This window comes from Ramlibacter sp., from assembly GCF_029866045.1.
Classification (GTDB): domain Bacteria; phylum Pseudomonadota; class Gammaproteobacteria; order Burkholderiales; family Burkholderiaceae_C; genus Ramlibacter.
In genome coordinates, this window is sequence record NZ_JARXAB010000038.1 from 24102 (window position 1) to 46818 (window position 22717).

The window sequence follows — 22717 nt, forward strand, 5'->3', positions numbered from 1 at the left end:
GTCGAAGAGGGGCTCACTGCGGAGCCGGTTCGGTTGCGGCGGGCTCTGCGGGTACCAGCATGGCGCCGCAGGCCTTGAGATGAGCGACGCCGTCTTCGCCAAGCACCTCGCGAGCGATCTCTTCGCCGTGCTCACCGATGGCCGGCGCAGGACGGCGCAGTTGGCCGGGGGTGGCACTCCAGCGCGGGAGAATGTTGTGCATTGGCAGTGGGCCGAGGTCTGCGTCGTCGACCTCGATCAGACTTTCGCGTTCGGCAACGAAGGCGTCTTCGAGCACCTGCTGCGCGTTGTAGACGGGACCGACAGTGACGCCAGCCGATTCGAAGATCGCCAGGTTTTCTTCCAGCGTGTGGGAGCCAATGAATTCGCCCACCACCCGGTCGACCTCCTCGATATGCGCCAAGCGTGCGTCGTTGGTCGCATAACGCGGGTCGCTCAGCATGTCACCGTGGCCGATGGTCTCCATGAGCCGGCGTGCGACGCTATTGGACGCCGATGACAGCGCCATCCACTTGCCTTCCTGCGTACGGTAGACATTTCGCGGCGCGGTAGTGCTCGACCGGCTACCGGTACGCGCCTTGAGCTTGCCGGTGAATTTGAAGTTGGCGGCCTGCGGTCCGAGGATGGACAGCATCGGCTCAAAGAGCGCAAGGTCCAGCACCTGGCCCGTGCCCTGGTGCGCCTTCACATGCCACAACGCCATCATCGTGGCGCTGGCGCCGTAAAGGCCGGTGGTCATATCGCCCAGGAACATCGGCGGCAGCACGGGCTCGCGGTCCTCGAAGCCGTTGATGGCCGCGAAGCCGCTGTAGCCCTCGACCAGGGTGCCGAACCCCGGCTTGTGGCTGTAGGGGCCGGTCTGGCCCCAGCCGGAGATCCGGGTGATGATCAGCCTCGGGTTGATCGCCAGCAGCACGTCGGGGCCCAGGCCCATGACCTCCAGGGTGCCGGGTCGGAAGCTCTCGATCAGCGCATCGGCCGAGGCCACCAACTGCTTGATCAGGTCGATACTGGCCTGATGCCTCAGGTTGAGGGCGATACTGCGCTTATTGCGGCTGTAGGTCTTCCACCAGATGTCCAGGCCATCGGTCTTGAAGTTTCGCAGCGAATCGCCCTCGGGCGGCTCGATCTTGATGACATCCGCGCCGAAATCTCCGAGCTGCAGCGTGAGCATATTGCCCGCCACCAGTCGACTCATGTCGATGATTCGCAGGCCGTGCAGGGGCCCGCGGGCATCGGTATCAAATGTCTTGCGATGCAGTCCCATGCCGCTCACTCGGTGGCCATGGCGATGTTGCGGTCCTTGACCAGTTTGCGCCATTTGTTGATTTCGGACTGCACATAGGCCGCGAATTGCTGGCTGGTCATGGCGCTCGGCTCGGTGGACTCACGCGAGAAAAGCTCGCGCATCTCGGGCGTGTCGGCGATAGCGCGGATTTCCTGGTTCAGGCGGTCGACCATGGCCCGCGATGTCTTGGCCGGCGCGAAGATGCCCCACCAGGATTCGACGTCAAACCCAGGGAGGACGTCGCCCACCGTGGGCAGTTCGGGCGTGAACTTTGAGCGCTGCGCCGAGGTCACCGCGATGGCGCGGATCTGGCCGCCCTTGAGCGGGCCGGCGATCGAGGCGGCGGTGGTCACCATGATCTGCAGGTTGCCGCCGATCATGTCGGTGGCGGCATTGGAAATGCCCTTGTAGGGGACGTGCACCGCGTTGCCGGTGGCCATCGCGTTGAGCAACTCGCCCGCGAGGTGTCCGGTCGATCCCTGGCCGGCGGAGCCGAAGTTCACGTCCTTTTTCGGCCCGCGTATCGCCTTGAGCACGTCGCCTACGTTGGCGTAGGGCGCATTGGCTGGCGTCACCAGCAGCATGGGGCCGCGATTGAGCATGGCCACCGGCTCGAAGGCCTTAATCGGGTCATAGGGCAGTTTGGCCTGCACCGCGGCGTTGGTGCTGAAGCTCACCGAGTTGAGCAACAGCGTGGTGCCGTCGGGCGTCGCCGTCGCCACCGCCTGGGCCCCGATCGCGCCGCCGGCGCCTGGCTTGTTCTCGACGACCACGGTGATGCCGTTGCGGCTGGCCATTCGTTGAGCCAGGGCCCGCGCGAACACGTCGTTGCTGCCGCCTGGCGAGAAAGGCACGACGAGTCGGATGTTCTTCGGCAGATCCTGGGCCTGCGCGGAGGCGTAGGTGGCCGAAAAGGCAGCGAGGGCCGCGAGGCACAGGCCGCCGACGTGCCGCAGGGGGCGGAAAGAGTAGGTCATGGCTTGTCTCCTGGTTGTTGTCTGGGCGAGGGTGAATGCGGTTTCTTGCGTCAAGCGTCGGCGCCGATCAGGCCGTGCCGCCTGGCCTCGGCCAGGATGGTCTCGGCCCGGTCAATGAAGGGACCGTCAATCATGCGACCGCCGATCTGGAACGCGGCGAGGCCTTCGCGGGCGGCGTCGCGCGCTGCGCTCAACACCCGCCGCGCTTGCTCGATGTCGTCGGCACTCGGCCTGAAGACCTGGTTTGCCAGGGCCACCTGCCGCGGATGGATGCAACTCTTGCCGATGTAGCCGAGATCGCGCGCCATCTGGGCCTCGGCGAGGTAGCCATCCGCGTCGCCGATATTCGTGAACGCCGAGTCGAGGACGAACACGCCCGCTTCTGCTGCGGCCAGGCGCACGGCCAGCATGCAGGCGTGCACCGCGCGCGTGTCAGAGCGGCTGATGCCCAGCGGCTCGAAGAGGTCGCCAAACCCGAGCTGCAGGCCTGCCACGGCCGGGTCTGCGCTGGCCAGGGCCAGGACGCAGCGCAGCCCGCGCGGGGATTCGATATTGAGCAACAGCTGCGGGGGTGTCCGAACCTGATTGGCCTGGCAGGCGACGTCGATCAAGGCCCTGGCCTGCCGGACCTGCTCGATGGACTCGACCTTGGGCAGGTTCACCAGGCCCAGGCCTTGTCGCACCACGGCGTGCAGGTCGGCTTCGAAATGCGGGCTATCTGCGGGGTTGACTCGCACGATCAGCGTTTTGCCGCTGCGGTGCGCGGCGGACGAGGCTAGGAAGTCGCCAACCGTGGTCCGCGCTTCGCCTTTGCGTGATTCGGCCACGGCATCTTCGAGGTCGAACGAGAGCGCGTCGGCCTCGCTGGCCAGGGCCTTGGGGAAAAACTCGGGGCGGGACCCCGGGACGAAAAGCTTGCTGCGCATCTACGGGCTCGAACGGTTCACGCGGAACGATGCTGGCCAGTTTGATCAGGTAGAGCAAAAAGAAAAACAGCAATAATGTTTCTTCAATGCAAAGTTTTTCTTTCTTTTGAGGGGGCTCTCGCCTGTGAACACTGCCTTCCTTCAAAACTTCCTCGCAGTCCTGGAACACGGCTCCATCGCCGAGGCTGCGCGGCGCCGGTTGCTGACGCCGGCGGCCATCGCCCAGCAGCTGCGCGCCCTGGAGCGGGAGATCGGGGCCCCCCTCGTCGTCCGCTCAGGCCGGCAAGTCGTGGCCTCCGACGTGGGCCGGCGCGTAGCGGCCAAGGCGCACACCGTCCTGGCGGGCCTGGACGCCTTGCGGGCCGCAGCGCACGATGACGAGCAGCTCACCGGCGAGCTGCGCCTGGGTGCCGGCCCCAATGCCCTCACCGGGCTGGTCCCTGACCTGCTCAGTGGCATGGTGAAGCGTTCCCCGCGCCTTAACGTGTTCGTCCAGCCGGCCTACTCGGTGGACATGTACCCGGCGGTCCTCAAGGGCGAGCTGGACGCAGCCATTGTGATGGAGTCCCCCTCCCCCTTGCCCAAGGCACTCGAGTGGCAACTGTTGCGCGAGGAACCCCTGGGTCTGCTGGCGCCCGCTCGCCTTGCGGGCAGCGACCCGCATGCCCTGCTTCGCACCGAGCCCTACATCCGTTTCGATCGTCACCAGTGGGGCAGCCAGCAGGCCGAGCGTTACCTGCAGCGGCAGGGGATCACGCCGCTTGAACGCTTCGAGATCAATTCGCTGGCTGCGATCGCGGTGATGGTCGACCGCGGACTCGGCGTGTCCCTGGTGCCCGAGTGGATGCGGCCCTGGCCCGAGGGCGTGCGCCTGGTACACCTGCCGCTGCCCTACCCGAGCGAGCCGCGGCGCATCGGCATGATCTGGTCGCGGTCGTCCAGCCGCCCTCGCCTGCTTCAGGCGCTGCGCGAGGAGGCGGTCCGTCGCTCCCGGGGCTTGTCGACCTAGGTCTGGCCAGTTGTCTTTTGCGGCTCAGGCCTGTGCGAGGTAAGTCCCGCTCTTGCCCCCGCGCTTTTCGATCAGCTGCACATCGCCGATCGCCATGCCCTTGTCCATCGCCTTGAGCATGTCGTAAATGGTGAGCAGGGCCACCTGCACTGCGGTCAGCGCCTCCATCTCGACCCCGGTCACGCCCACGGTTTCGGCACTGCAGCGGCACCGCACTGCTGGGCCTTGCGGCTCGAGCTCGAACTCCACCGCCACCCGTGTGAGCGGAACCGGGTGGCACAGGGGGATGAGTTCGCTGGTCTTCTTGGCCGCTTGAATGCCGGCGATACGGGCCACGCCGAGCACATCGCCCTTCTTGGCGTTGCCAGCAGCCACCTGCTCAAAGGTGGCCAAAGCCATGCGGATGCGGCCTTCTGCCACCGCCACCCGATGGGTCGGCGACTTTTTTGATACGTCGACCATATGGGCCTGGCCCTGGGCGTCAAAATGCGTCAATGGATTCATGTTGGGAGTTCGGGGGGCGGCTCATCCGCCTCATGATACGGGCCAAGCGCGGTCAGGCTCCAACGCGCCGAACCGCCGGTGTCCTGGCGATCTTCACCGTCGCTGGGGCCCTGGCTTTTTGGGCGCCTGGCGTGGCTGCCCAGGGCCAGCCCCGCGCCACCAGCGCCACCTTGCCGACCCTGGGTGACACCGGCGAAATGAGCGTCGGCGCCGAGCGCCGCCTGGGCGAGCGCATCGCCCGCGAGCTGCTGCGGGACCCTGACTACCTCGATGACCCGGTGCTCGGCGACTACGTCGAGCAGTTGTGGTTGCCGCTGCTGGCTGCCGCCCGCCAGCGCGGTGAGCTGGTCGGCGACATGGACGAGCGCTTCGCCTGGCGCATCCTGCTCGGGCGGGACCGAACGATCAACGCCTTCGCCTTGCCAGGCGGCTGGCTGGGCATGCACCTGGGCCTGATCTCGGCCACCGCCACCCGTGACGAGGTGGCCGCGGTGTTGGCGCACGAGCTCAGCCACGTGACCCAGCGCCACATCGCCCGGATGATGAGCCAGGACAGCCGTGTCTCGCCGATGCTCATGGGCGCCATGATCCTGGGGGCCGCAGTGGCTGCACGCAACCCAGCCATGGGCCAGGCGGTGGTGAGCGGCAGCCAGGCGGTGGCGGCGCGCAGCCAGCTCAATTTCTCGCGCGACATGGAGCGAGAGGCCGACCGGGTTGGCTTTGGCGTGCTGACCCAGGCTGGCTTTGAGCCGGAGGGAGTGGTCGCCATGTTCGAGCGGCTGGCGCAGGCCTCGCGCCTGAACGACGACGGCTCCTTTCCCTACCTGCGCACCCACCCGCTGACCACCGAGCGCATCGCCGACATGCGGGCCCGGATACCGGTGCAGGCTGCGGGCTCGACCCCGGCCCGCATTGACTTGACCCACGGTCTGGCCGCAGCTCGTGCCAAGGCGCTTTCCTCAGTCGGCGTCGACGGCCTGAGGGTGCTCGTGCGCGAAGCTCAGTCCTTGCCGGCAGACGCCCCCCTGGTGCGGCAGGCGGCAGCGCTTTATGGCGGTGCCCTGGCCAGCCTCAAGTTGAAAGACTTGGCCCAGGCGGCGCGGCTGCAAGAACGTCTGGCACGGCTGAACCTGACCGACTCCCCGGCGGTCCGGATGGTGCGCTTGCTCGGGGGCGAGATCGCCCTGGCCAAGGGTGACATCGCCAGCGCGCTGGCTGCAGCAGGCATGCGCCCCATCGCCCGCCCCGAGTTGCTGATGGCCGCCCAGGCCCTGCTGCTGCCGGCGGCACCGGGACAGGCGGCGAGCGCCGAGGGCGCCGCCCGAGCGGCCGACTGGCTTCAGACCTGGGTGACGGACCGCCCTGGCGACGCCGCCGCCTGGGAGCTGTTGGCGCAGGCGCAGTCGGCGCGCGGCCTGCCGCTGCGCGCGCTGCGGGCCGAGTCGGAGGCGCGGGTGGCCGTACTCGATTACTCGGCCGCGATGGACAGGCTGCGCGCAGCCCAGAACCTGGCGCGGCGTGGCACCAATGACCACATCGAGGCGTCGATCATTGACGCCCGTGCCCGCCAGGTGGAGTCACTTCTTCGAGAACAGGCCGCCCAGCGCTGACTCGATCACCAAGCCGATCACCGAGTACGCCAGCGAGCCCACCAGGGCAGCGCCGAAGCCACGCACGTCGAAGCCCTCGAGCATCCCTGCGGCAGCCCAAAAGAGCAGCGCGTTGATGACGAACATGAAAAGGCCCAGGGTGAGCACGGTGACCGGCAGTGTCAGGATTACCAGTACCGGGCGTACCACCAGATTGAGCAAGCCGATCACCCCAGCCGCGATCAGGGCCGAAATGAAGCTGGTGACGACCACGCCGCTGTAGACGTGGGCGACCAGCAGGAGCGCAGAGGCAGACAGGAGCCAGCGGAGCACAAGCTTCATGCGGCCAAGAATAGCACCCGCCCCTGCGCCGGCGTGGCGGCCCTGCCGGGCGGTATCATCCGCCTCCCCGCAGCAGGGACTCAAGAGCCATGGGCAGTATCCACATCACCGACATCGAAGCCGCCATCAATTATTGGCGGGAGCGCAAGCCCTCGCCCGATGGCATCACGCTCGCCGCCGAGCTGCGGGCGCTGGCCGAGGTGTACGCGCTGATGGTCTTCCATCACGAAGATGAAGTGGCCGACAAGGGCTTTCCAAAAAAGGCCTATGAGGCCTGGCAGGCCTGGTACGACACCACGCCCGACACGCCCTGCATTGCCATCTGCTCCACCAGCCAGGGCGACGCCGAATGCAAAGGCTGCGGCCGCAGCTTCGATGAGGTGCAGCATTGGCCCGCGATGAGCCCGGCCGAAAAGCGCGCCACCTGGCGGCGCATCACCTTGCAGGGCGATGCCTGGCGGTTCAACCGCTACAGCGAAAGAGCCGCCGAAAGGGCTGCTGAGAGAGCCACGGGGAGGGCCGCCGAACGGCCTACCGAGCAGACCGCCGAAAAATCGCGATAGCGGTCGGTTGAGTCTCGGGCCAGCGTTCAAGCCAAAGCGGCGGCCAGCGCAGTCGCGGGCGCTGCTCCAGCGTGAGCGGCGGCGACTTCAGCCTACACCCCTGGCACCCACGCTTGCGCCTCGGGGCGTGCTACTTCCAGCGAATCGGCTCGATGTCCACGCTGCGCTGGGTGTCGCCGAGGGTCAGAACGCCCTCTTGCACCGTCGCCTGCAGCTGCATGCTGCGCTGGGCCAGCCGTCCGAGCTCGACCACCGACTCGGTGGGCAGGCGGAACACTTCCAGGTTTTGCAGCCGTGCGAGCTTGCCCTCCATGCCGCGCCACCAGATGTCGGCGGCGTGGGAGAAGCAGTAGAGGCGCACCCGGTCGGCCTTGCCGCAGGCTTTGGCAACCGGTTTGTCCTCGGGTTGGCCGACCTCGACCCACAGCCGCGTTCGGCCGGTGAAATCGCGCAGCCAGAGGTCGGGCTCGTCGGGGTCAGACAGGCCGGCGCCGAAGGCCAGCTGACCGTCGCCGCCGCAATCGTCTTGCAGGGCGTGGGCATTGAGGGCCAGGGCCACCAGCCGGACCATCATTCGCTCGTCGGTCTCGCTCGGGTGGCGGGCCAGCGTCAGCGCATGGTCGGTGTAGCAGGCATGGTCGATGTCGGCCAGCTGCAGGCTGGCTTTGAACACGGTGGACTTGAGTGCCACGGGGTGCTCAGACCCGACGGGCCAGCGTGGCGGCCAGACCGGTGTAGCTCGCGGGTGTCATCGCCAGCAGGCGCTCTTTCTCGGCCTGCGGAATCTCGAGTGAGCGCACCAGGGCCTGCAGGTCCTCGGGGCGCACGGTCTTGCCGCGCGTGACCTCTTTGAGCTTCTCGTAGGCGCCCTCGACACCGTAGCGGCGCATCACCGTCTGGATCGGCTCGGCGAGCACCTCCCAGGCGGCGTCCAGGTCGGCGGCCAGCGCCTCGGCATTGAGTTCGAGCTTGCCCAGGCCCACCGCCAGCGAGTGGTAGGCCAGGGCGGTGTAGCCCAGGGCCACGCCCATATTGCGCAAGACGGTGGAGTCGGTGAGGTCACGCTGCCAGCGCGAGATCGGCAGCTTCTCCGACAGGTGGCGCAAGAGCGCGTTGGCGAGGCCGAGGTTGCCCTCGGCGTTTTCGAAATCGATCGGGTTCACCTTGTGCGGCATGGTCGACGAGCCGATCTCGCCGGCCTTGAGCTGCTGCTTGAAGTAACCCAGGCTGATGTAGCCCCAGATATCGCGGGCGAAGTCGATCAGGATGGTGTTGGTCCGCGCCACCGCGTCGAACAGCTCGGCCATGTAGTCGTGCGGCTCGATCTGGATGCTGTAAGGCTGGAAGGTGAGGCCCAGGCCCAGCGGCTCGGGCGACTCCACCACGTTGCGGCTGAAGGCCTCCCAGTCGTGATCGGGCGCCGCAGCCAGGTGGGCGTTGTAGTTGCCCACCGCGCCGTTCATCTTGGCCAGCAGCTTGACCCCAGCGATGCGCTCGCGCGCCGCGGTCAGGCGGGCCACCACATTGGCGATCTCCTTGCCCACGGTGGTGGGCGAGGCGGTTTGGCCATGGGTGCGCGAGAGCATGGGCACCTCGGCGAATTGGTGTGCCATGGCGCGCAGCGTGGTGATCAAGCCATCGAGCCCCGGCAACAGCACCTGCTCGCGTGCGAGCTTGAGCTGCAATGCATGGCTGGTGTTGTTGATGTCTTCGCTGGTGCACGCGAAGTGCACGAACTCGGCGGCGCTGCGCAATTCAGGGCGGGCCTCGAACTTCGACTTGATCCAGTACTCCACCGCTTTCACGTCGTGGTTGGTGGTCTTTTCGATCTCTTTGATGGCCTGCGCGTCGGTCTCGGAGAAATTCTTCACCAGGCCCAGCAGGTAGCTGCGGGCGCCGGTGGACAAGGGCTTGAATTCGCCAAATCCGGCGTCGGACAGCGCAATGAACCAGCTCACTTCCACCTGCACCCGGCGGTGCATGAAGCCCATTTCACTCATCAGGGGGCGGAGCGCGGCCAAGCGTGCGGCGTAGCGACCGTCCAGGGGCGAGAGTGCGGCGATCGTTGAAAGCGTCATGAGGTCAATTGTAGGTGGCCCCCACGCTGTGGCCCTGGCCCAGGTCGGGAGTCCGCAGGGCCCATGGCCTGGATCCGCAAGCGCCTAGAATCAGGCTCCTTCCTGCGAACGTTTGGAGTTCTGCTTGTCCATGAAATTGATTGGCGCCCTGACCAGCCCCTATGTGCGCAAGGTGCGCGTCGTGATGGCCGAGAAGAAGCTGGAGTACCAGCTCGTACTCGAAGATGTCTGGTCGGCAGACTCCACCATCAGCCAGTCCAATCCGCTGGGTAAGGTGCCCTGCCTGGTGATGGAGGGCGGCGAGGCCCTTTTCGACTCGCGCGTGATCGTCGAGTACCTGGACACGCTCTCGCCGGTGGGCAAGCTCATTCCGGTGGTGGGCCGTGAGCGGGCGGAGGTCAAGACCTGGGAAGCGCTCGCCGACGGCGTGCTGGACGCCCTGATACTGGCCCGCCTCGAGGCGACCTGGCCGCACCGTCGCGAGGGTGAGCGAAGCCAGGCGTGGATCGATCGCCAGCTCGGCAAAACCCACGACAGCCTCAAGGCCATGAGCCAAGGCCTCGGCGACAAGCCGTTTTGCACCGGCAACTACATGACCCTGGCCGATATCGCTGTGGGCTGCACCCTCGGCTACATCGATTTCCGCTTTCCGCAGATCGACTGGCGCAGCCCCCATCCCACTCTGGCGCGTCTGTACGAGAAGCTGATCCAGCGCCCCAGCTTCACCGACACGCAGCCGCCGGGCTGAGCCGGCGCCTGTTGCCAACGGCTCTGGCCATGGCCCTCGCCACACCCCCTTCGCCGCCCCCCGCGCCTCCCGCGCTTCCCTTGGGGCCGCCGGCCTTTCTGGACAAGATCGTCCCGCGCGCCGAGGCGGCTGCCTATGTGGCGCGCCTGCCAGGCCCGGTGATCTTCACCAACGGCGTTTTCGATGTGCTGCACCGCGGCCATGTCACCTACCTGGCACAGGCCCGGGCGCTGGGCGGCTCTTTGGTCGTGGGGCTCAACACCGACGCGTCGGCCCGCCGCCTGGGCAAGGGCCCCGAGCGCCCGCTCAACCACGAAGGGGACCGCGCCCTCATGCTGGCGGCACTGGGCAGTGTCGACCTGGTGACCTGGTTCGACGAAGACACGCCGGTGCAGTTGCTGGGCGAACTGCGGCCTGACCTCTACGTCAAGGGCGGCGACTACGACATGGCCGCCCTGGCCGAAACCCGGCTGATGCAAAGCTGGGGCGGACAGGCGCTGGCCATCCCCTTTGTCGACGGCTACTCGACGACCGCCCTGGTGCGGCGCATCCGCGGCGGCTAAGTTGCCCCCCGGAGGCGCTTGAACAGGCGCTGTAAAAACAGCAGCACATCGTCCACATAGGTGAACACCACCGGAATCACCAGCAGGCTCAGCACGGTCGAGGTGATCAGGCCGCCGATCACCGCGATTGCCATCGGCGAGCGAAAACTCGGGTCTGCTGTGCCCCAGCCGATGGCAATCGGCAGCATGCCCGCGCCCATGGCGATGGTGGTCATGATGATGGGCCGCGCCCGCTTGTGACAAGCGTCCATCAGCGCGTCAAAGCGCGAGAGGCCCTGATCGCGGCGCGCAACGATGGCGTACTCCACCAGCAAGATGGAGTTCTTGGTCGCAATGCCCATGAGCATGATCAGCCCGATGAGGGAGGGCATCGAGAACGACTTTTGCGCCAACAGCAGGCCGACAAACGCGCCGCCCAGCGCCAGCGGCAGCGCCGCCAGGATGGTGACCGGGTGGAGGAAATCCTTGAACAGCAGCACCAGCACGATGTAGATGCACAGCACGCCGGTGAGCATGGCCAGACCGAAGCTGGCGAACAGCTCGCCCATCACCTCGGCGTCGCCCACCTCGACCACCTTCACGCCGGCGGGTAGCTGGCGGATGGCAGGAAGCTCCTGCACCCGCTCGGTGACCTCGCCCAAGGGCAGTCCGGAAAGCTCGACCTCGAAGGTGATGTTGCGCGAGCGGTCGTAGCGGTCGATGAGGGCCGGGCCGCCGGAGAGCTCGAGCGTCGTGACCTGCCCCAGCATCACCGGCCCTCGGCTGCCCGGCACCGTGAGGCGCTCGAGCACCGACAGGTCGCGTCGGGCTTCATCTTCCAGTTTGACCACGATGGGCACCTGGCGCTGCGCGAGGTTCAGCTTGGGCAGCTGCGCGTCGTAGTCGCCCATGGTGGCGATGCGTAGCGTCTCGCTAATGGCGGCGCTGGTCACGCCCAGATCGGCGGCGCGGGTGAAGTCGGGCCGGGCCACGATCTCGGGCCGGATCAGGCTGGCGCTCGAAGCCACGCTGCCCAGGCCCGGGATGGTGCGCAGGTCGCGCTCTACGGCGCGAGCGGCGGTGGCCAGGGCCTGCGGGTCCTCGCCGGTGAGCACCAGAACGTACTTTTCGCCTGAGCCGCCCAGGCCGACTTTGCTGCGAATGCCTGGCACGCCCTCGAGCGCCTGTCGGATGTTGTTCTCGATCGGCTGCTTGCGCGGACGGCTGCCACGCTCGGCCAGTTGGATGGTGAGTGTGGCTTTGCGTACCTCGGCGGCGCCCGCCGAGGTGAAGGGGTCGCCACCGGCGCTACCGCCGCCGATGGTGGTGTAGACGCTCTTCACATGCGCCACGCCCATGAGGCGTTGGCGCGCAACCTCGGCCACCTCTTTGGTTTGCGTGAGGGTGGAGCCCGGCGGAAGCTCGAGGTAGACCTGGGTCTGGGAGTTGTCGTCCGGCGGGATGAAGCCAGTGGGCAAGAGCGGAATGAGCGCGATCGAGCCGATGAAGAAGAGGAACGAGAGCGCCATGGTGACGACCCGGTGCTTCATGCACCAGCGCGCCGCCACCAAGTAGGCACGCATCCAGCCGGGGTCGCTGCCACCGTGCACCACTGGCCGCAGCAGGTAGGCGGCCATCATCGGGGTGAGCACACGGGCCACCACCAGGGAGGCGAAGACCGCCAAGGCCGCGGTCCATCCGAACTGCTTGAAGAACTTGCCGGCGATGCCGCTCATGAAGGCGGTGGGCAGAAAGACCGCGACCAGGGTGAAGGTGGTGGCGATGACCGCCAGGCCGATTTCGTCGGCCGCCTCCATCGCCGCCTGGTAAGGGCTCTTGCCCATACGCAGGTGACGCACGATGTTCTCGACCTCGACGATCGCGTCGTCGACCAGGATGCCCACCACCAACGAGAGCGCCAGCAGCGTGACGACGTTGATCGAAAAACCCAGCAAGTACATGCCGATGAAGGCGGGGATGGCCGACATCGGCAGTGCCACCGCCGAAACAAAGGTGGCGCGGGCGTCGCGCAGGAACAGCCAGACCACCAGCACCGCCAAGATCGCGCCCTCGTACAGCAGCTTGAGCGAACCGTCGTACTCCTCCTCCACCGGGGTGACGAAGTCGAAGGCCTGGGTCAGGGTCAGGTCCGGGTGGGCGACCTGAAGGGCCGCCAGTGCCCGGCGTACGCCCTGGCCCACCTCCACCTCGCTCTCGCCCCGGCTGCGGGCCACTTCGAAGCCGACCACCGGTTTGCCGTCCAACATGGCGGCGGCGCGCGGCTCGGCGACCGTATCCCGGACGGTGGCCACGTCCTGCAACTCGACCCGGCGGTTGCCCGAGAGCGCAATCTCGATCCGGCCGACCTCCTGCGCGGAGCGCACGGTGGCCAGGGTGCGCACGGGTTGCTCGCCGCCGCCGAGATCGGTGCGGCCGCCGGTGCTTTCGAGCTGCATCTGGCGCAGCGCGCGGGAGACCTCGGCCGCGGTCACGCCCAGGGCCTGCAGTCGCTGCGGATCGAGCGCGACCTGCACGATGCGGTTGACGCCGCCGACCCGGGTGACCGCGCCCACGCCCTTGACCGCCAGCAGCTTGCGCGAGATCTCGTTGTCGACGAACCAGGACAGGGCCTCGTCGTCCATGCTGGGGGAGGCGATGGCGTAGGCCAGCACCGGCTGGCCGGCGAGGTTGAGCTTGCTGATGACCGGGTCGCGCAGGTCGGCGGGCAGGTCGGCGCGGATGCCGGCCACCGCGGAGCGCACATCGTCGACCGCTTCCTGTACGGGCTTCTCGAGCCGGAACTCGGCGATCAGGGTGGCGGTGCCGTCCTGGGCCTTGGTGGTGATGTGCTTGAGGCCCTGGATAGTGGCCAGGGCGTTCTCGATCTTGCGGGCGACGTCGGTTTCCATCTGTCCGGGCGAGGCGCCCGGCAGCACGGCGGTCACGCTGACCGTGGGCAGGTCGATGTCGGGGAAGTTCTGCACCTTCATCGCCTTGAAGCCGAGAAGCCCGGCGAAAGTCAGGAGCACGAACAGCATCACGGCCGCAATCGGGTTGCGGATGGACCAGGCGGAGACGTTCATCGTAAGAGGCTCCGGCGGGTCACTTGGACGCGGCCGACGGAGCGGCGCGCGGCGGGCTTGGCGGCGCGCTGGCGCGTGCGGCGGAGGCCGGAGCGGCGCTGGTGGCGCTCGCGGGCACGGGCGCAGATGCCGAGGCCGCAGCGGGTGCCACCCGAACCAGATCACCGTCGGAGAGGAAGCTGCCGCCCGAGGCGACGATGCGGGCGCTGGCGTCGAGTCCGCTGGTGACCTCGACCCGGTCGCCGACCACGCGGCCTACCTGCACCTTGACGGCGGCGACCCGGTCGCCCTCGCCCAGGCGCATCACGTAGCTGAAGCCATCGCGCACCACCAGCGCGGTCTGTGGCACGGTGAGCGCGTTGCTGGCGCCCAGCTGGAACTCGCCGCGGGCGAACATGCCGGCCATGGCGCGCGCCGGCTGGCCCGGCGATGCCACCGGCGTGACGTCGACATAGACCACGCCGTTGCGGGTCTGCGGGTCGACGGTGGGGCCGATGGTGCGCACCCGGCCGCGCAGCTGCGTGCCAGATGCGGCGATGACAGTGGCCAACGTGCCCGGGCCGATCCGCCCCAGCTCGGCGCTGGTGACCTCGGCCCGCCACTCCAGACGCCCCTGGCGGATCAGGCGGAATAGCTCGGTGCCATTTCCGACCACCGCGCCGACGGTGGCGTTGCGTGCGGAGATGATGCCGTCGTCGGGCGCGAGCACCCGGGACTGCGACAGGCGCACCGCCTGGGACTCGTAGTTGGCCCGTGCCGCCTGCACCCGGGCTTGGGCCGTTTTTTCCGCGGTGAGGTACTGGTTGATTTGCGACGCTGACATCGCGCCCGAGGGCTGCAGCACCCGGGCCCGCTCGGCGTTGGCGGCGGCTTCTGCGGCAGCGGCCTCGGCCTCGGCCACCGAAGCGCGGGCTTGGGCTGCGGCCGCGTCCAGGCTCTCGGTGGCGAACACCGCCAGGACCTGGCCTTTCTTGACCACATCGCCGACGCTGGCGCGTACTTCGACCAGGCGCTGCCCGCCGGCCTCGGAGCCAATGCTGGCCTCCTGCCAGGCCGCCAGGCTGCCGTTGGCCGCCAGTGCAATCGGTACGCTGCCTCGCTGGGGCGTGACCGCGCTCACGGTGAGCGCAGGCCGGGGGGCGGACGCGCCCGCTTTCTTGTCCTGGGCGGTGGCAAGGAAAGCGGCGGCCGTCGCAGCCAAGCCGGCGGCGCCGAGCACCAGCAGGCGACGGGCGCGGGTGCGTGAGAAGGCGTTGGAGGTGGCGTTGAAGAAGGGCTCGGGTTTCATGGGCGGGTGCTGGAGATTCGGCATTCGGGGGTCCGGGCAGGCGACGCTCAAGCCTTGGATCAAGGCTTGGAAGGCGCCAAAGCAGAAGCAGGCGAGGGCGATGCAGCGGATGCCGGCTCCCAGCCGCCACCAGCGGCGCGGTACAGGGCGATCCAGCCGTCTTGCATCTCACGTTGCAACTGCACCAGGGCGGTTTCGGCGGCCAGCAGGTTGCGGCGAGCGTCCTCCAGCTCGACCAAGCTGGCCAGGCCGTTGCGGTGACGGGTCTCGGTGGCCTCGAAGGAGGCGCGGTAGCCCTCGGCGGCGGCGCGGGCATCCGCGCTGCGGCCGCGCGCGGCTTCCAGTGCCAGCAGGGCCTGCTCCACCTCCTGGACTGCGCGGCGGGTCTGTGCCTGGTAGTGCGATACCGCCTCTTCGTAGCGGGCCTGGGCCGCTTCGACGTTGGCCACTCGCCGTCCGGCGTCGAAGATGGGCAGGGTGAGACTGAGTGGGCCCAGCGACCAGGTTTGGGCGTTGGTTTCGCTGCCGGACATGCGCACGCCGCCAGCGGCGACGCTGCCGCCCAGCGTCAGTCGGGGGTAGCGGTCGGCCTGGGCCGCGCCGATGTCGGCGGCGGCGGCGGCCACTGAGCGGTCGGCCTGGACCAGGTCCGGCCGCTGCGCCAGCACCTGGGCCGGGACGGCTGACACCGCGAACAGAGGCGCGCTGGCCAGCGCGGTCATGGCGGCGACCGGCTCCGCCGGCACCGGCCCGGCCTGGCGTACCAGGCGCGCGCGGAAGGCCTCGGGCGACTGCGCCGTCATGGCCGCCAGGGCCTGCTGCTGGCTGTCGCACTGCGCCTGCTGTTGGCGCAGGCGGGCGGCGGCCTCGGCGGCGCTGGCGCGGGCCAGGGCGGCAGTGGCCGGCGCGGTAAAGCCGGCTGCTGCCGAGGCCTGCACCAGCCGCGCCGTCTCGGTGCGGGAGGCCGCGTCTCGCACGGCCAGCGCGCGCTGGCTTTCGCAGTTGCGCCAGCCCAGGTAGGCCGATGCCGTCTCGGCGGCCACGCTGACCCGGGCCTCGTGCCAACTGGCATCGGCCGCGGCCAGCCGGGCGTCGGCTGCTTCGCGACCGGCGCGGCTAGCGCCGAACAGGTCGATCTCCCAACTGGCTTGCAGGCCCGCTTGGGCCACTGTGCTGGCCGGCAGCAGGAGGTTGGTGTTGCTTCGGGTGGCCGAGACGCTGCCGTCTACTCGCGGCTGATTGGCGGCGCCCGCTGCCACCCGCGTGGCGCGGGCCTGGACCAGACGGCTGCGGGCAGAGGCCAGGCTGGGCGAGGCCTGCTGCGCAGCGTCGACCAGTTCAGACAGCAGCGGGTCGTTCCACTGTTTCCACCAGGCAGACAACTGGCCGACCTGGCCGCCGTGGGGCATGGGCGGCAGCTCGGTTTGCCACCGTGTGGGCGGACTGACTGCTGCAGGCGGGGCGGGCGGAGTGAGCGAGGCGCAGCCCGAAAGAGCCGCGCATAGTGTGGCGGACAGCGCTGCGGAGTGCGCGAGGGCGGCGTCGCCGCGGCGTCGAAGGGTCATGGGGTGCGGATTATTCGGGGGAATCAAGCAATTGTGTGTGTGGCACTTCCGGCCGGCACATCGAAGACCGCTTGCCAGAGGGCCAGCACCGCCGCTTGGTCGGTGGCCAGCTGGACCTGGGGCACTTGGGTGGGGCGTTCGTTGAGGCGCGCCTCGTGCTGGGCGCGGCGCAGGTTGCGATAGGCGTCGGCGGCGTCCCGGCCCACGCCCTCTGGCAGAAGCCCTGCGGCCTCGGCGCGCTGCAGGAGGGCAATGTTGCCGACGTTGGGCACCAGTTCCGGGTAACGCCTGGCCTGGGCCAGCACCAGGAATTGCACCGCGAACTCGGCGTCGACCATCCCGCCTGCGCTGTGCTTGACGTCGAACAGTCCCTCCGGCACCGGCCGCGCCTGGGCCACCCGCTTGCGCATGCCGACGATCTCGGCCCGCAGCGCGGCCTCGTCGCGGTCGGCGGTGATCACCGCCTCGCGCACCGCGTCAAAGCGCGCCGCCAGCGCGGCCTCGCCCATGACGAAGCGGGCCCGTGTCATGGCCTGGTGCTCCCAGGTCCAGGCGGTGTTGCTGCCTCGGTTTTGCTGGTAGTCGGCATAGGCGCCAATGCGGGTCACCAGCAGGCCGGAGTTGCCATTGGGGCGCAGCGCGGTGTCAATCTCATAGAGCTCGCCCTCGCCGGTCTTGGTGGTGAGCCAGTTGATCAATTTGCGGGCGAAACCGGCATAGACCTCGGGCGCGTTTTCGTCTTCGTCGTCGTAGACAAAGACGATGTCCAGGTCGCTGCCGTAGCCCAGCTCCTTGCCGCCGAGCTTGCCGTAGGCGATGACCGCGAAGCGGGGCACCTCGCGGTGCCGATGGCGCAGGCGGGCCCAGCACCAGCGGGCGGTGACGCGCAGCACCGCGTCGGCCAAGGCACTGAGGTCGTCGGCCACCTGTTCCACCGTGAGGCAGCCCTCGGTGTCCCGGGCCAGAGTGCGGAACACCTCGCCGTGGTGGGCGCGCCGCAGCAGGTCCAGCAGGGCCTCCTCATCGTCCTGGCCAGTGCGGGCCAGCGCAACCCGGCGCTGCTCGAGCTCCTGCTCGAAGACCTCGGGTTCGAAGCGTTCCTCCAGCAGGCGGTCGCCGGCAAGCTCGTCGATGACGCCGGGGTGCTTGAGCAGGTAGCGTGCTGGCCACTTGGCGGCACCCAGCACCCGCAGCAGGCGCTCGTGCACCGCGGGCCGCTCGACCAGCAACGCCAGGTAGCTCTCGCGGCGCAGCAGCGGCTCGATCCAGTCGGCCATTCGCAGGGCCGCCTCCTCGGTCACCCGGCCTTCCATCAGCCATTGGGCGGTACGCGCCACCAGGCGGGCGAGCCGGGACCGCGCGTCGTCCCGCAGGGCCAGCACCCGCGGGTGCTCGCGCCAGGCGGCGACCCGCAGGGCCAGCTGGGGGGGCAGCTGCAGGGCGATGGCATCGAGGTCGATGTCGGCGCCAGCGCCAAAGCTGCCCTCGCTGCCGGTGGCCACCCGGCAGCCCTTGCAGTCGTCCGAGGGCCCCAATAGGGTGTCGAACTCCTGGGCCACCAGCTCACGGTGGGCGTCCAGGGCGCTGAGGAAGTCGCGGCATTGGTCAAAGCCCATGGTGCGGGCGATCCAGGCCAAGTCACAGCCGGCGCCGCCGCCCTCCGGCATGTCGGCGGCATCCGCGCACGGATCGTCGCTGCAGTCCGTCGGCAGCACATGGGTCTGCTGGTCGTCCAGGTACTGGATGCGGTGCTCGACCCGGCGCAGAAAGACATAGGCCTGTGCCAGCGCCTGGGCCGTCTCCGCGGGCATCAGTCCGGCGGCGGCCAGGCGGGGCAGGGCGTCGAGGGTGGGGCGAGTCCGCAGCTCCGGGAACTGCCCGCCGCGCACCACCTGCAGCAGTTGCACGATGAACTCGATTTCGCGAATGCCCCCACGCGAGAGCTTGACGTCATTGGCCCGCTCGGGCCGGCCGGCGCTGCGCCGGCTGGCATGCTCGCGGATCTGCCGGTGCAGGCTGCGCAAGGACTCGAACACGCCGTAGTCCAGGTAGCGACGGAAGACGAAGGGCAGCACCACCCCGCGCAGGGCCCGCGCGCTGCCATCTGCCACCGCCGCGCGCGGTGCGACCACGCGGCTCTTGAGCCAGGCAAAGCGCTCCCACTCGCGCCCCTGCACCTGCAGGTAGTCCTCCAGCGCCCCCAGGGGCACCGCCGGCGGTCCGGAGTTGCCGTGGGGCCGCAGCGCCAGATCGATGCGAAACACAAAGCCGTGTTCCGTGACATCGGCCACCAGGGCGTGGATTCGCTTGACGCAACGCGCGAAGTATTCATGGTTGGAGATGCTTGCGCGGCCTGCGGCGTCTCCTGCGGTCTCGCCGTCTTCCTCGTAAAGGTAGATCAGGTCGATGTCGCTCGAGACATTGAGCTCGCGCGCCCCCAGCTTGCCCATGCCCACCACCCAGAGTCGGGCGCGGCCACCGCCGGCAGCCACCGGCATGCCGTGTACGGCATTGAGTTGCCCGAAGGCCTCCTCGCAGGCGCGGTCCAGTGCGATCTCGGCCAGCGCGGTGACGGTTTGGGTGACATCGGCCAGCGGCGCGCCCTGCTCGCAGTCGAGGGTCACCAGGCGTTCCAGCACCAGTTGGCGCAGCACGCGCAGCGCAGCGCCGGTGTCGTGGCCGCGACCGCGCAGCCCTTCGTAGGTGGCCTCCATGCCGGCGCGCGTGGGCACACCCGCCGGCAGCAGACCCAGCTCCTGCGCGTAGCGCCGCCGCAGGCGCTGAACAAAGCGCGAGCGGCCAGCCAGCCCGGGGGTGATAATTCCTGCCACTTGCTGTGTTTCCATGAACGAATCGCCGACGCCCCCCCGCTGGATCCGGGCGCTTTCCATCGCCGCCTCAGCCCTTTGGTGGCTGCTCGTGGCCCTGTGGTTGGCGCTGGCATTGGCCTGGGGCGCGTTGCACGGCTGGATTGTGCCGCGTATCGACGATTGGCGTCCTGCGCTGGAGCGGGAGGCCTCGCGGGTTCTGGGGGTGCCCGTGCGCATCGGTGCGATCACCGCCCACAGCAACGCGCTCATGCCCTCCTTCGAGCTGTCCGAGGTGGTCTTGCAGGACGCTCAGGCGCGCGATGCCCTGCGGCTGCAACGGGTCGTAGTGGCGCTCTCGCCCCGCTCCCTGCTGAACCTGGGCATGGAGCAGCTTTATATCGAGGGGCCGCAGCTGGAGGTGCGTCGCGACGCGACCGGCCGGCTCTGGGTGGCCGGGCTGGAGGTCTCCCCCGCCACGGGTGAGGCCAGCCCGGCGGCCAACTGGTTCTTCCGGCAAAAAGAGGTCGTGGTCCTCGGGGGCGCCCTGCGCTGGGTCGACGAGCAGCGCAGCGCCCCGCCCCTGGTCCTGACCGACGTGCGATTTGTCGCCCGCAACGGCCCGCGCCGCCATGACCTGCGGCTCGACGCCAGCCCGCCCGCCGACTGGGGCGGTGCCTTCACCCTGATGGGGGAGTTGCGCTCTCCCTTGCTGTCCCAGCACCCAGGCCGCTGGCAGGACTGGCAGGGCGAGCTCCACGCCGATTTCAGTGCGGTCGATTTGTCCCGTTTGCGCCCCTACGCCAATCTGGGGGTAGACCTGCGCAGCGGCCAGGGCCGGCTGCGCGCCTGGGCCGACCTCGACCGCGGCCGCCTCTTGGGTGGCCAGGCCGAGATCGACCTTCGGCAGGTGGATGCGGTGCTGGTCGCCGGCCGCCCCCCTCTGGCCCTGGAATCGGTCGCCGGTCGCCTGATTGGTAAGCGGCTTGGCCAGGGCTTTCAACTCGAAACCCAGGCCCTGCAATTCCAGACCCCTGACGGTCAGCGCTGGCCCGGCGGCAACCTGTCGCTCGCCTGGGAGCCGGCGGCCGCCAAGGAGCCTGGCCGGGGCCGCCTGCGGGCCGACCGGCTTGACCTGCAGGCCCTGACCCGGCTGGCCGACCGTCTACCTCTCACCGACGAACAGCGTGGCCTGCTGGCGCAGATTCCCCGGGGCCCCGACGGCCTGGCCGGCCTGATCGAGCGCCTGGATGCCAGCTGGGAGCTGCCCGCCACCGCCCCGGCCAAGTACAAGGTCAGTGCCCGCGCCAGCGGTCTGGTCCTTCCGGCGGATCCGGCCAGCCGCCGCCCCGGGCTGCGTGGGGTGACGCTCCAGGGCGAATTCGACCAGGCGGGCGGGAAGGCCCATCTCGAGGCTCCGGGCAGCGTGCTTTCCTTGCCAGGCGTGTTGGCCGAGCCCCAAGTGGGCCTCGACCGGCTGGTGGCCGACCTCCAGTGGAAGCGGTCCGATGGCCGCCTCAGCGTCAGCGCCACCGGTATCCGTCTGGCCAACGCCGACCTGCAGGCCGAGGGTCAGGCCACCTGGCGCAGCGCAGACCCGGCGCGCGGCGGGCCGGGCAACCTCGACCTGCAGATGACGATCGCGCGGGCCGAGGCCAACCGGGTCTGGCGCTACCTGCCGCTGTCGCTGCCGCAGACGCGCGACTATGTGCGCGAAGCCATCTCCGCTGGCCAGGCCTACGACGCTCGGGTCACTCTGCGCGGCGATCTTCGGGACTTCCCCTTCCGAGACCCCAAGAGCGGCGAGTTCCGCATTGCCACCAAGGTGCGTGACCTGCAATACGCCTACGCGCCGCGCAGCAGTGCGCGCCCGCCGGGTGGGCCGGTTTGGCCGGCGCTGACGGGTCTGTCGGGCGAGCTGGTGTTCGAGCGCGCCGGCATGCAGGTGAACAAGGCCCAGGGCCGGTTTGCCGGTGTTCCGGGGCTGCAGGTGCAGGCCGATGCTGCCATCCCTAACTTTGCCGAGGGGGTGGTCGGGGTCACCGGCACGGTGCGCGGCCCGTTGGCCGAGTCACTGGCGGTCTTTAACGCCTCGCCTGTCGCCCTCACACTGGGCCAACCACTGGCCCAGGCCACGGTCAATGGCCCCGCCGAGGTAAAGCTGCAGTTGTCACTACCCCTGGCCGGTCTGGACCGCAGCAAGGTGCAGGGCAGTGTCATCCTGCCCGGTAACGACTTCGCCATGCCCGGGGTGCCAGCCCTGGCCCGCGCCCGGGGAACGGTGGCCTTCACCGAGCGCGGCTTCAGCCTGGCCGGGGTGCAGGCGCGCGCCCTGGGCGGTGACCTGCGCATGGATGGCGGCTCCCGGCCTGCGCCGGTACCCGCCGGTGAGGCGCCCATCCAGCTGCGTATCCAAGGCACCGCCTCGGCTGAGGGCCTGCGCCAGGCGCGCGAGCTCGGTCCGGTACCCCGGCTGGCGCGCCAGGCCATCGGCAGCGCGCCCTACACCGCCCTCATCGGCCTGCGCCCAGGCTCCGCCGATGTGACCGTCACCAGCACGCTGCAGGGGCTGTCGCTGTCCCTGCCAGCTCCCCTGAACAAGGCAGCAGACACCGTCCTTCCGCTCCGCTTTGAGCGCAGCTTCGGCGGCACCGCAGCCCGGCCGCAGGACCAGTTGCGCGTGGAGCTGGGCCGCCTGGGCAGCGTTCACTATGTCCGTGATCTTTCGGCAGCCGAGCCCCAGGTGCTGCGCGGCGCCATCGGTCTGGGTCTGGCCCCTGGCGAGTCGGTATCCCTGCCGGAGCAGGGCGTCGCGGCCACCCTGCGCCTGGTTGGCGTCAACCTGGACGACTGGGAGCAGGCTCTGACCTTGCCCACCACCCCGGCGGCAAACCGGGGCCTGGCCGACCCTGTCCTGCAGTCCTACCTGCCGACCACCTTCAGCCTGCGCGCGCGCGAGCTCACCCTTTCCGGCCGCACAGTCAACAACCTGGCGGCCACCGGCACCCGCGACGGTCTGACGTGGCGGGCGGTGGTCGAGGCCAGCCAGGTTCTGGGCAATTTCGAGTACCGCCAGCCCGCCAACCCCGCGGCCGGCGCCGGACGCCTGGTGGCGCGCTTGAACCGGCTGGCCATCCCAGCCAGCGCCGCCGGCGATGTTGAGGCGCTGCTGGACACGCAGACCACAAGCATGCCGGCGATCGACGCGGTGGTGGAGGATTTCGAGCTGCGTGGCAAGAAGCTGGGCCGGCTGGAGATGGAGGCCGTCAACCGCGCCGCATCGAGTGGCAGCGGGTCCGAGTGGCGTCTGAACCGACTGGTGCTGGCCATGCCCGAGGCCACGCTCACCGCCAGCGGGACCTGGGCTGCGCCGCCCTCGGCGTCGGCCGCCCCCTCCGCCCCGCGGGC

17 protein-coding genes are annotated in these 22717 nt (G+C 69.1%); 6 read left to right on the top strand and 11 right to left on the bottom strand.

Annotation, left to right across the window (positions count from 1 at the left end):
- Positions 1-13: 13 nt before the first annotated feature.
- The 3 genes from QE494_RS04320 to QE494_RS04330 are packed head-to-tail and all read right to left on the bottom strand — an operon-like array spanning position 14 to position 3191.
- The gene (locus QE494_RS04320; RefSeq protein WP_300041676.1) at positions 14-1267 is read right to left on the bottom strand and encodes a CaiB/BaiF CoA-transferase family protein; all 1254 of its coding nucleotides are present in this window, start codon (positions 1265-1267) and stop codon (positions 14-16) included.
- Between the two features lie 5 nt (positions 1268-1272).
- Positions 1273-2265 (bottom strand): tripartite tricarboxylate transporter substrate-binding protein, encoded by a 993-nt coding sequence (locus QE494_RS04325; protein WP_300041677.1) that lies wholly within the window; start codon positions 2263-2265, stop codon positions 1273-1275.
- Between the two features lie 50 nt (positions 2266-2315).
- Positions 2316-3191, bottom strand: coding sequence for a CoA ester lyase (locus tag QE494_RS04330; protein ID WP_300041678.1), 876 nt, complete (start codon positions 3189-3191; stop codon positions 2316-2318).
- A 124-nt stretch (positions 3192-3315) separates the two neighbouring features.
- Between QE494_RS04330 and QE494_RS04335 the strand changes: the two genes are divergently transcribed.
- Positions 3316-4200 carry a LysR family transcriptional regulator gene (locus tag QE494_RS04335; protein ID WP_300041679.1) on the top strand — a complete coding sequence of 295 codons (885 nt, stop codon included), beginning with the start codon at positions 3316-3318 and terminating at the stop codon, positions 4198-4200.
- Between the two features lie 24 nt (positions 4201-4224).
- Here QE494_RS04335 and moaC read toward each other — a convergent pair whose 3' ends face one another.
- Positions 4225-4704, bottom strand: coding sequence for a cyclic pyranopterin monophosphate synthase MoaC (gene moaC / locus QE494_RS04340; protein WP_300041680.1), 480 nt, complete (start codon positions 4702-4704; stop codon positions 4225-4227).
- Between moaC and QE494_RS04345 the strand changes: the two genes are divergently transcribed.
- Positions 4695-6314 carry a M48 family metalloprotease gene (locus tag QE494_RS04345; protein WP_300041681.1) on the top strand — a complete coding sequence of 540 codons (1620 nt, stop codon included), beginning with the start codon at positions 4695-4697 and terminating at the stop codon, positions 6312-6314. The genes moaC and QE494_RS04345 overlap by 10 nt on opposite strands.
- Here QE494_RS04345 and QE494_RS04350 read toward each other — a convergent pair.
- Positions 6282-6635, bottom strand: a complete 354-nt coding sequence (locus QE494_RS04350) for a phage holin family protein (protein ID WP_300041682.1) — start codon at positions 6633-6635, stop codon at positions 6282-6284. The genes QE494_RS04345 and QE494_RS04350 overlap by 33 nt on opposite strands.
- An 89-nt stretch (positions 6636-6724) precedes the next feature.
- On the opposite strand from QE494_RS04350, the gene QE494_RS04355 reads away from it, so the two are divergent.
- Positions 6725-7198 carry a DUF3717 domain-containing protein gene (locus tag QE494_RS04355; RefSeq protein WP_300041684.1) on the top strand — a complete coding sequence of 158 codons (474 nt, stop codon included), beginning with the start codon at positions 6725-6727 and terminating at the stop codon, positions 7196-7198.
- Between the two features lie 130 nt (positions 7199-7328).
- On the opposite strand, the gene QE494_RS04360 is transcribed toward QE494_RS04355, so the two are convergent.
- Together QE494_RS04360 and purB are read right to left on the bottom strand one after the other, a co-directional pair.
- The gene (locus tag QE494_RS04360; RefSeq protein ID WP_300041685.1) at positions 7329-7889 is read right to left on the bottom strand and encodes a YaeQ family protein; all 561 of its coding nucleotides are present in this window, start codon (positions 7887-7889) and stop codon (positions 7329-7331) included.
- Between the two features lie 7 nt (positions 7890-7896).
- On the bottom strand, positions 7897-9276 hold the full coding sequence (gene purB / locus QE494_RS04365) for an adenylosuccinate lyase (protein ID WP_300041686.1): 1380 nt from the start codon (positions 9274-9276) through the stop codon (positions 7897-7899).
- 130 nt (positions 9277-9406) lie between these two features.
- Between purB and QE494_RS04370 the strand changes: the two genes are divergently transcribed.
- Positions 9407-10024: a glutathione S-transferase N-terminal domain-containing protein gene (locus QE494_RS04370; RefSeq protein ID WP_300041687.1), complete on the top strand. Its 618-nt coding sequence runs from the start codon at positions 9407-9409 to the stop codon at positions 10022-10024.
- 29 nt (positions 10025-10053) lie between these two features.
- Entirely contained in the window at positions 10054-10587 is a 534-nt protein-coding gene (gene rfaE2, locus QE494_RS04375) for a D-glycero-beta-D-manno-heptose 1-phosphate adenylyltransferase (RefSeq protein ID WP_300041688.1), read from the top strand.
- Here rfaE2 and QE494_RS04380 read toward each other — a convergent pair.
- The 4 genes from QE494_RS04380 to glnE are packed head-to-tail and all read right to left on the bottom strand — an operon-like array spanning position 10584 to position 19348.
- Positions 10584-13649 carry an efflux RND transporter permease subunit gene (locus QE494_RS04380; protein WP_300041689.1) on the bottom strand — a complete coding sequence of 1022 codons (3066 nt, stop codon included), beginning with the start codon at positions 13647-13649 and terminating at the stop codon, positions 10584-10586. The genes rfaE2 and QE494_RS04380 overlap by 4 nt on opposite strands.
- A gap of 19 nt (positions 13650-13668) precedes the next feature.
- Complete coding sequence (locus tag QE494_RS04385) at positions 13669-14937, bottom strand: efflux RND transporter periplasmic adaptor subunit (RefSeq protein ID WP_300041690.1); 1269 nt, start codon at positions 14935-14937, stop codon at positions 13669-13671.
- Between the two features lie 59 nt (positions 14938-14996).
- Positions 14997-16502, bottom strand: coding sequence for an efflux transporter outer membrane subunit (locus QE494_RS04390; protein ID WP_300041691.1), 1506 nt, complete (start codon positions 16500-16502; stop codon positions 14997-14999).
- Between the two features lie 23 nt (positions 16503-16525).
- A complete protein-coding gene (glnE, locus tag QE494_RS04395) occupies positions 16526-19348 on the bottom strand; it encodes a bifunctional [glutamate--ammonia ligase]-adenylyl-L-tyrosine phosphorylase/[glutamate--ammonia-ligase] adenylyltransferase (protein WP_300041692.1) in 2823 nt (940 codons plus the stop codon).
- Between glnE and QE494_RS04400 the strand changes: the two genes are divergently transcribed.
- Positions 19347-22717, top strand: a 3371-nt coding sequence (locus QE494_RS04400) for a YhdP family protein (protein ID WP_300041693.1), incomplete at its 3' end; no start/stop codon positions are given. The genes glnE and QE494_RS04400 overlap by 2 nt on opposite strands.

Bases quoted from the DNA above. Each gene is read 5' to 3' on its own strand.
- QE494_RS04350 (WP_300041682.1), bottom strand. From the start codon at position 6,635: ATGAAGCTTGTGCTCCGCTGGCTCCTGTCTGCCTCTGCGCTCCTGCTG.
- QE494_RS04390 (WP_300041691.1), bottom strand. From the start codon at position 16,502: ATGACCCTTCGACGCCGCGGCGACGCCGCCCTCGCGCACTCCGCAGCG.
- moaC (WP_300041680.1), bottom strand. From the start codon at position 4,704: ATGAATCCATTGACGCATTTTGACGCCCAGGGCCAGGCCCATATGGTC.
- glnE (WP_300041692.1), bottom strand. From the start codon at position 19,348: ATGGAAACACAGCAAGTGGCAGGAATTATCACCCCCGGGCTGGCTGGC.
- QE494_RS04325 (WP_300041677.1), bottom strand. From the start codon at position 2,265: ATGACCTACTCTTTCCGCCCCCTGCGGCACGTCGGCGGCCTGTGCCTC.
- QE494_RS04370 (WP_300041687.1), top strand. From the start codon at position 9,407: ATGAAATTGATTGGCGCCCTGACCAGCCCCTATGTGCGCAAGGTGCGC.
- QE494_RS04385 (WP_300041690.1), bottom strand. From the start codon at position 14,937: ATGAAACCCGAGCCCTTCTTCAACGCCACCTCCAACGCCTTCTCACGC.
- purB (WP_300041686.1), bottom strand. From the start codon at position 9,276: ATGACGCTTTCAACGATCGCCGCACTCTCGCCCCTGGACGGTCGCTAC.
- QE494_RS04345 (WP_300041681.1), top strand. From the start codon at position 4,695: ATGGATTCATGTTGGGAGTTCGGGGGGCGGCTCATCCGCCTCATGATA.
- rfaE2 (WP_300041688.1), top strand. From the start codon at position 10,054: ATGGCCCTCGCCACACCCCCTTCGCCGCCCCCCGCGCCTCCCGCGCTT.
- QE494_RS04330 (WP_300041678.1), bottom strand. From the start codon at position 3,191: ATGCGCAGCAAGCTTTTCGTCCCGGGGTCCCGCCCCGAGTTTTTCCCC.
- QE494_RS04380 (WP_300041689.1), bottom strand. From the start codon at position 13,649: ATGAACGTCTCCGCCTGGTCCATCCGCAACCCGATTGCGGCCGTGATG.
- QE494_RS04355 (WP_300041684.1), top strand. From the start codon at position 6,725: ATGGGCAGTATCCACATCACCGACATCGAAGCCGCCATCAATTATTGG.
- QE494_RS04320 (WP_300041676.1), bottom strand. From the start codon at position 1,267: ATGGGACTGCATCGCAAGACATTTGATACCGATGCCCGCGGGCCCCTG.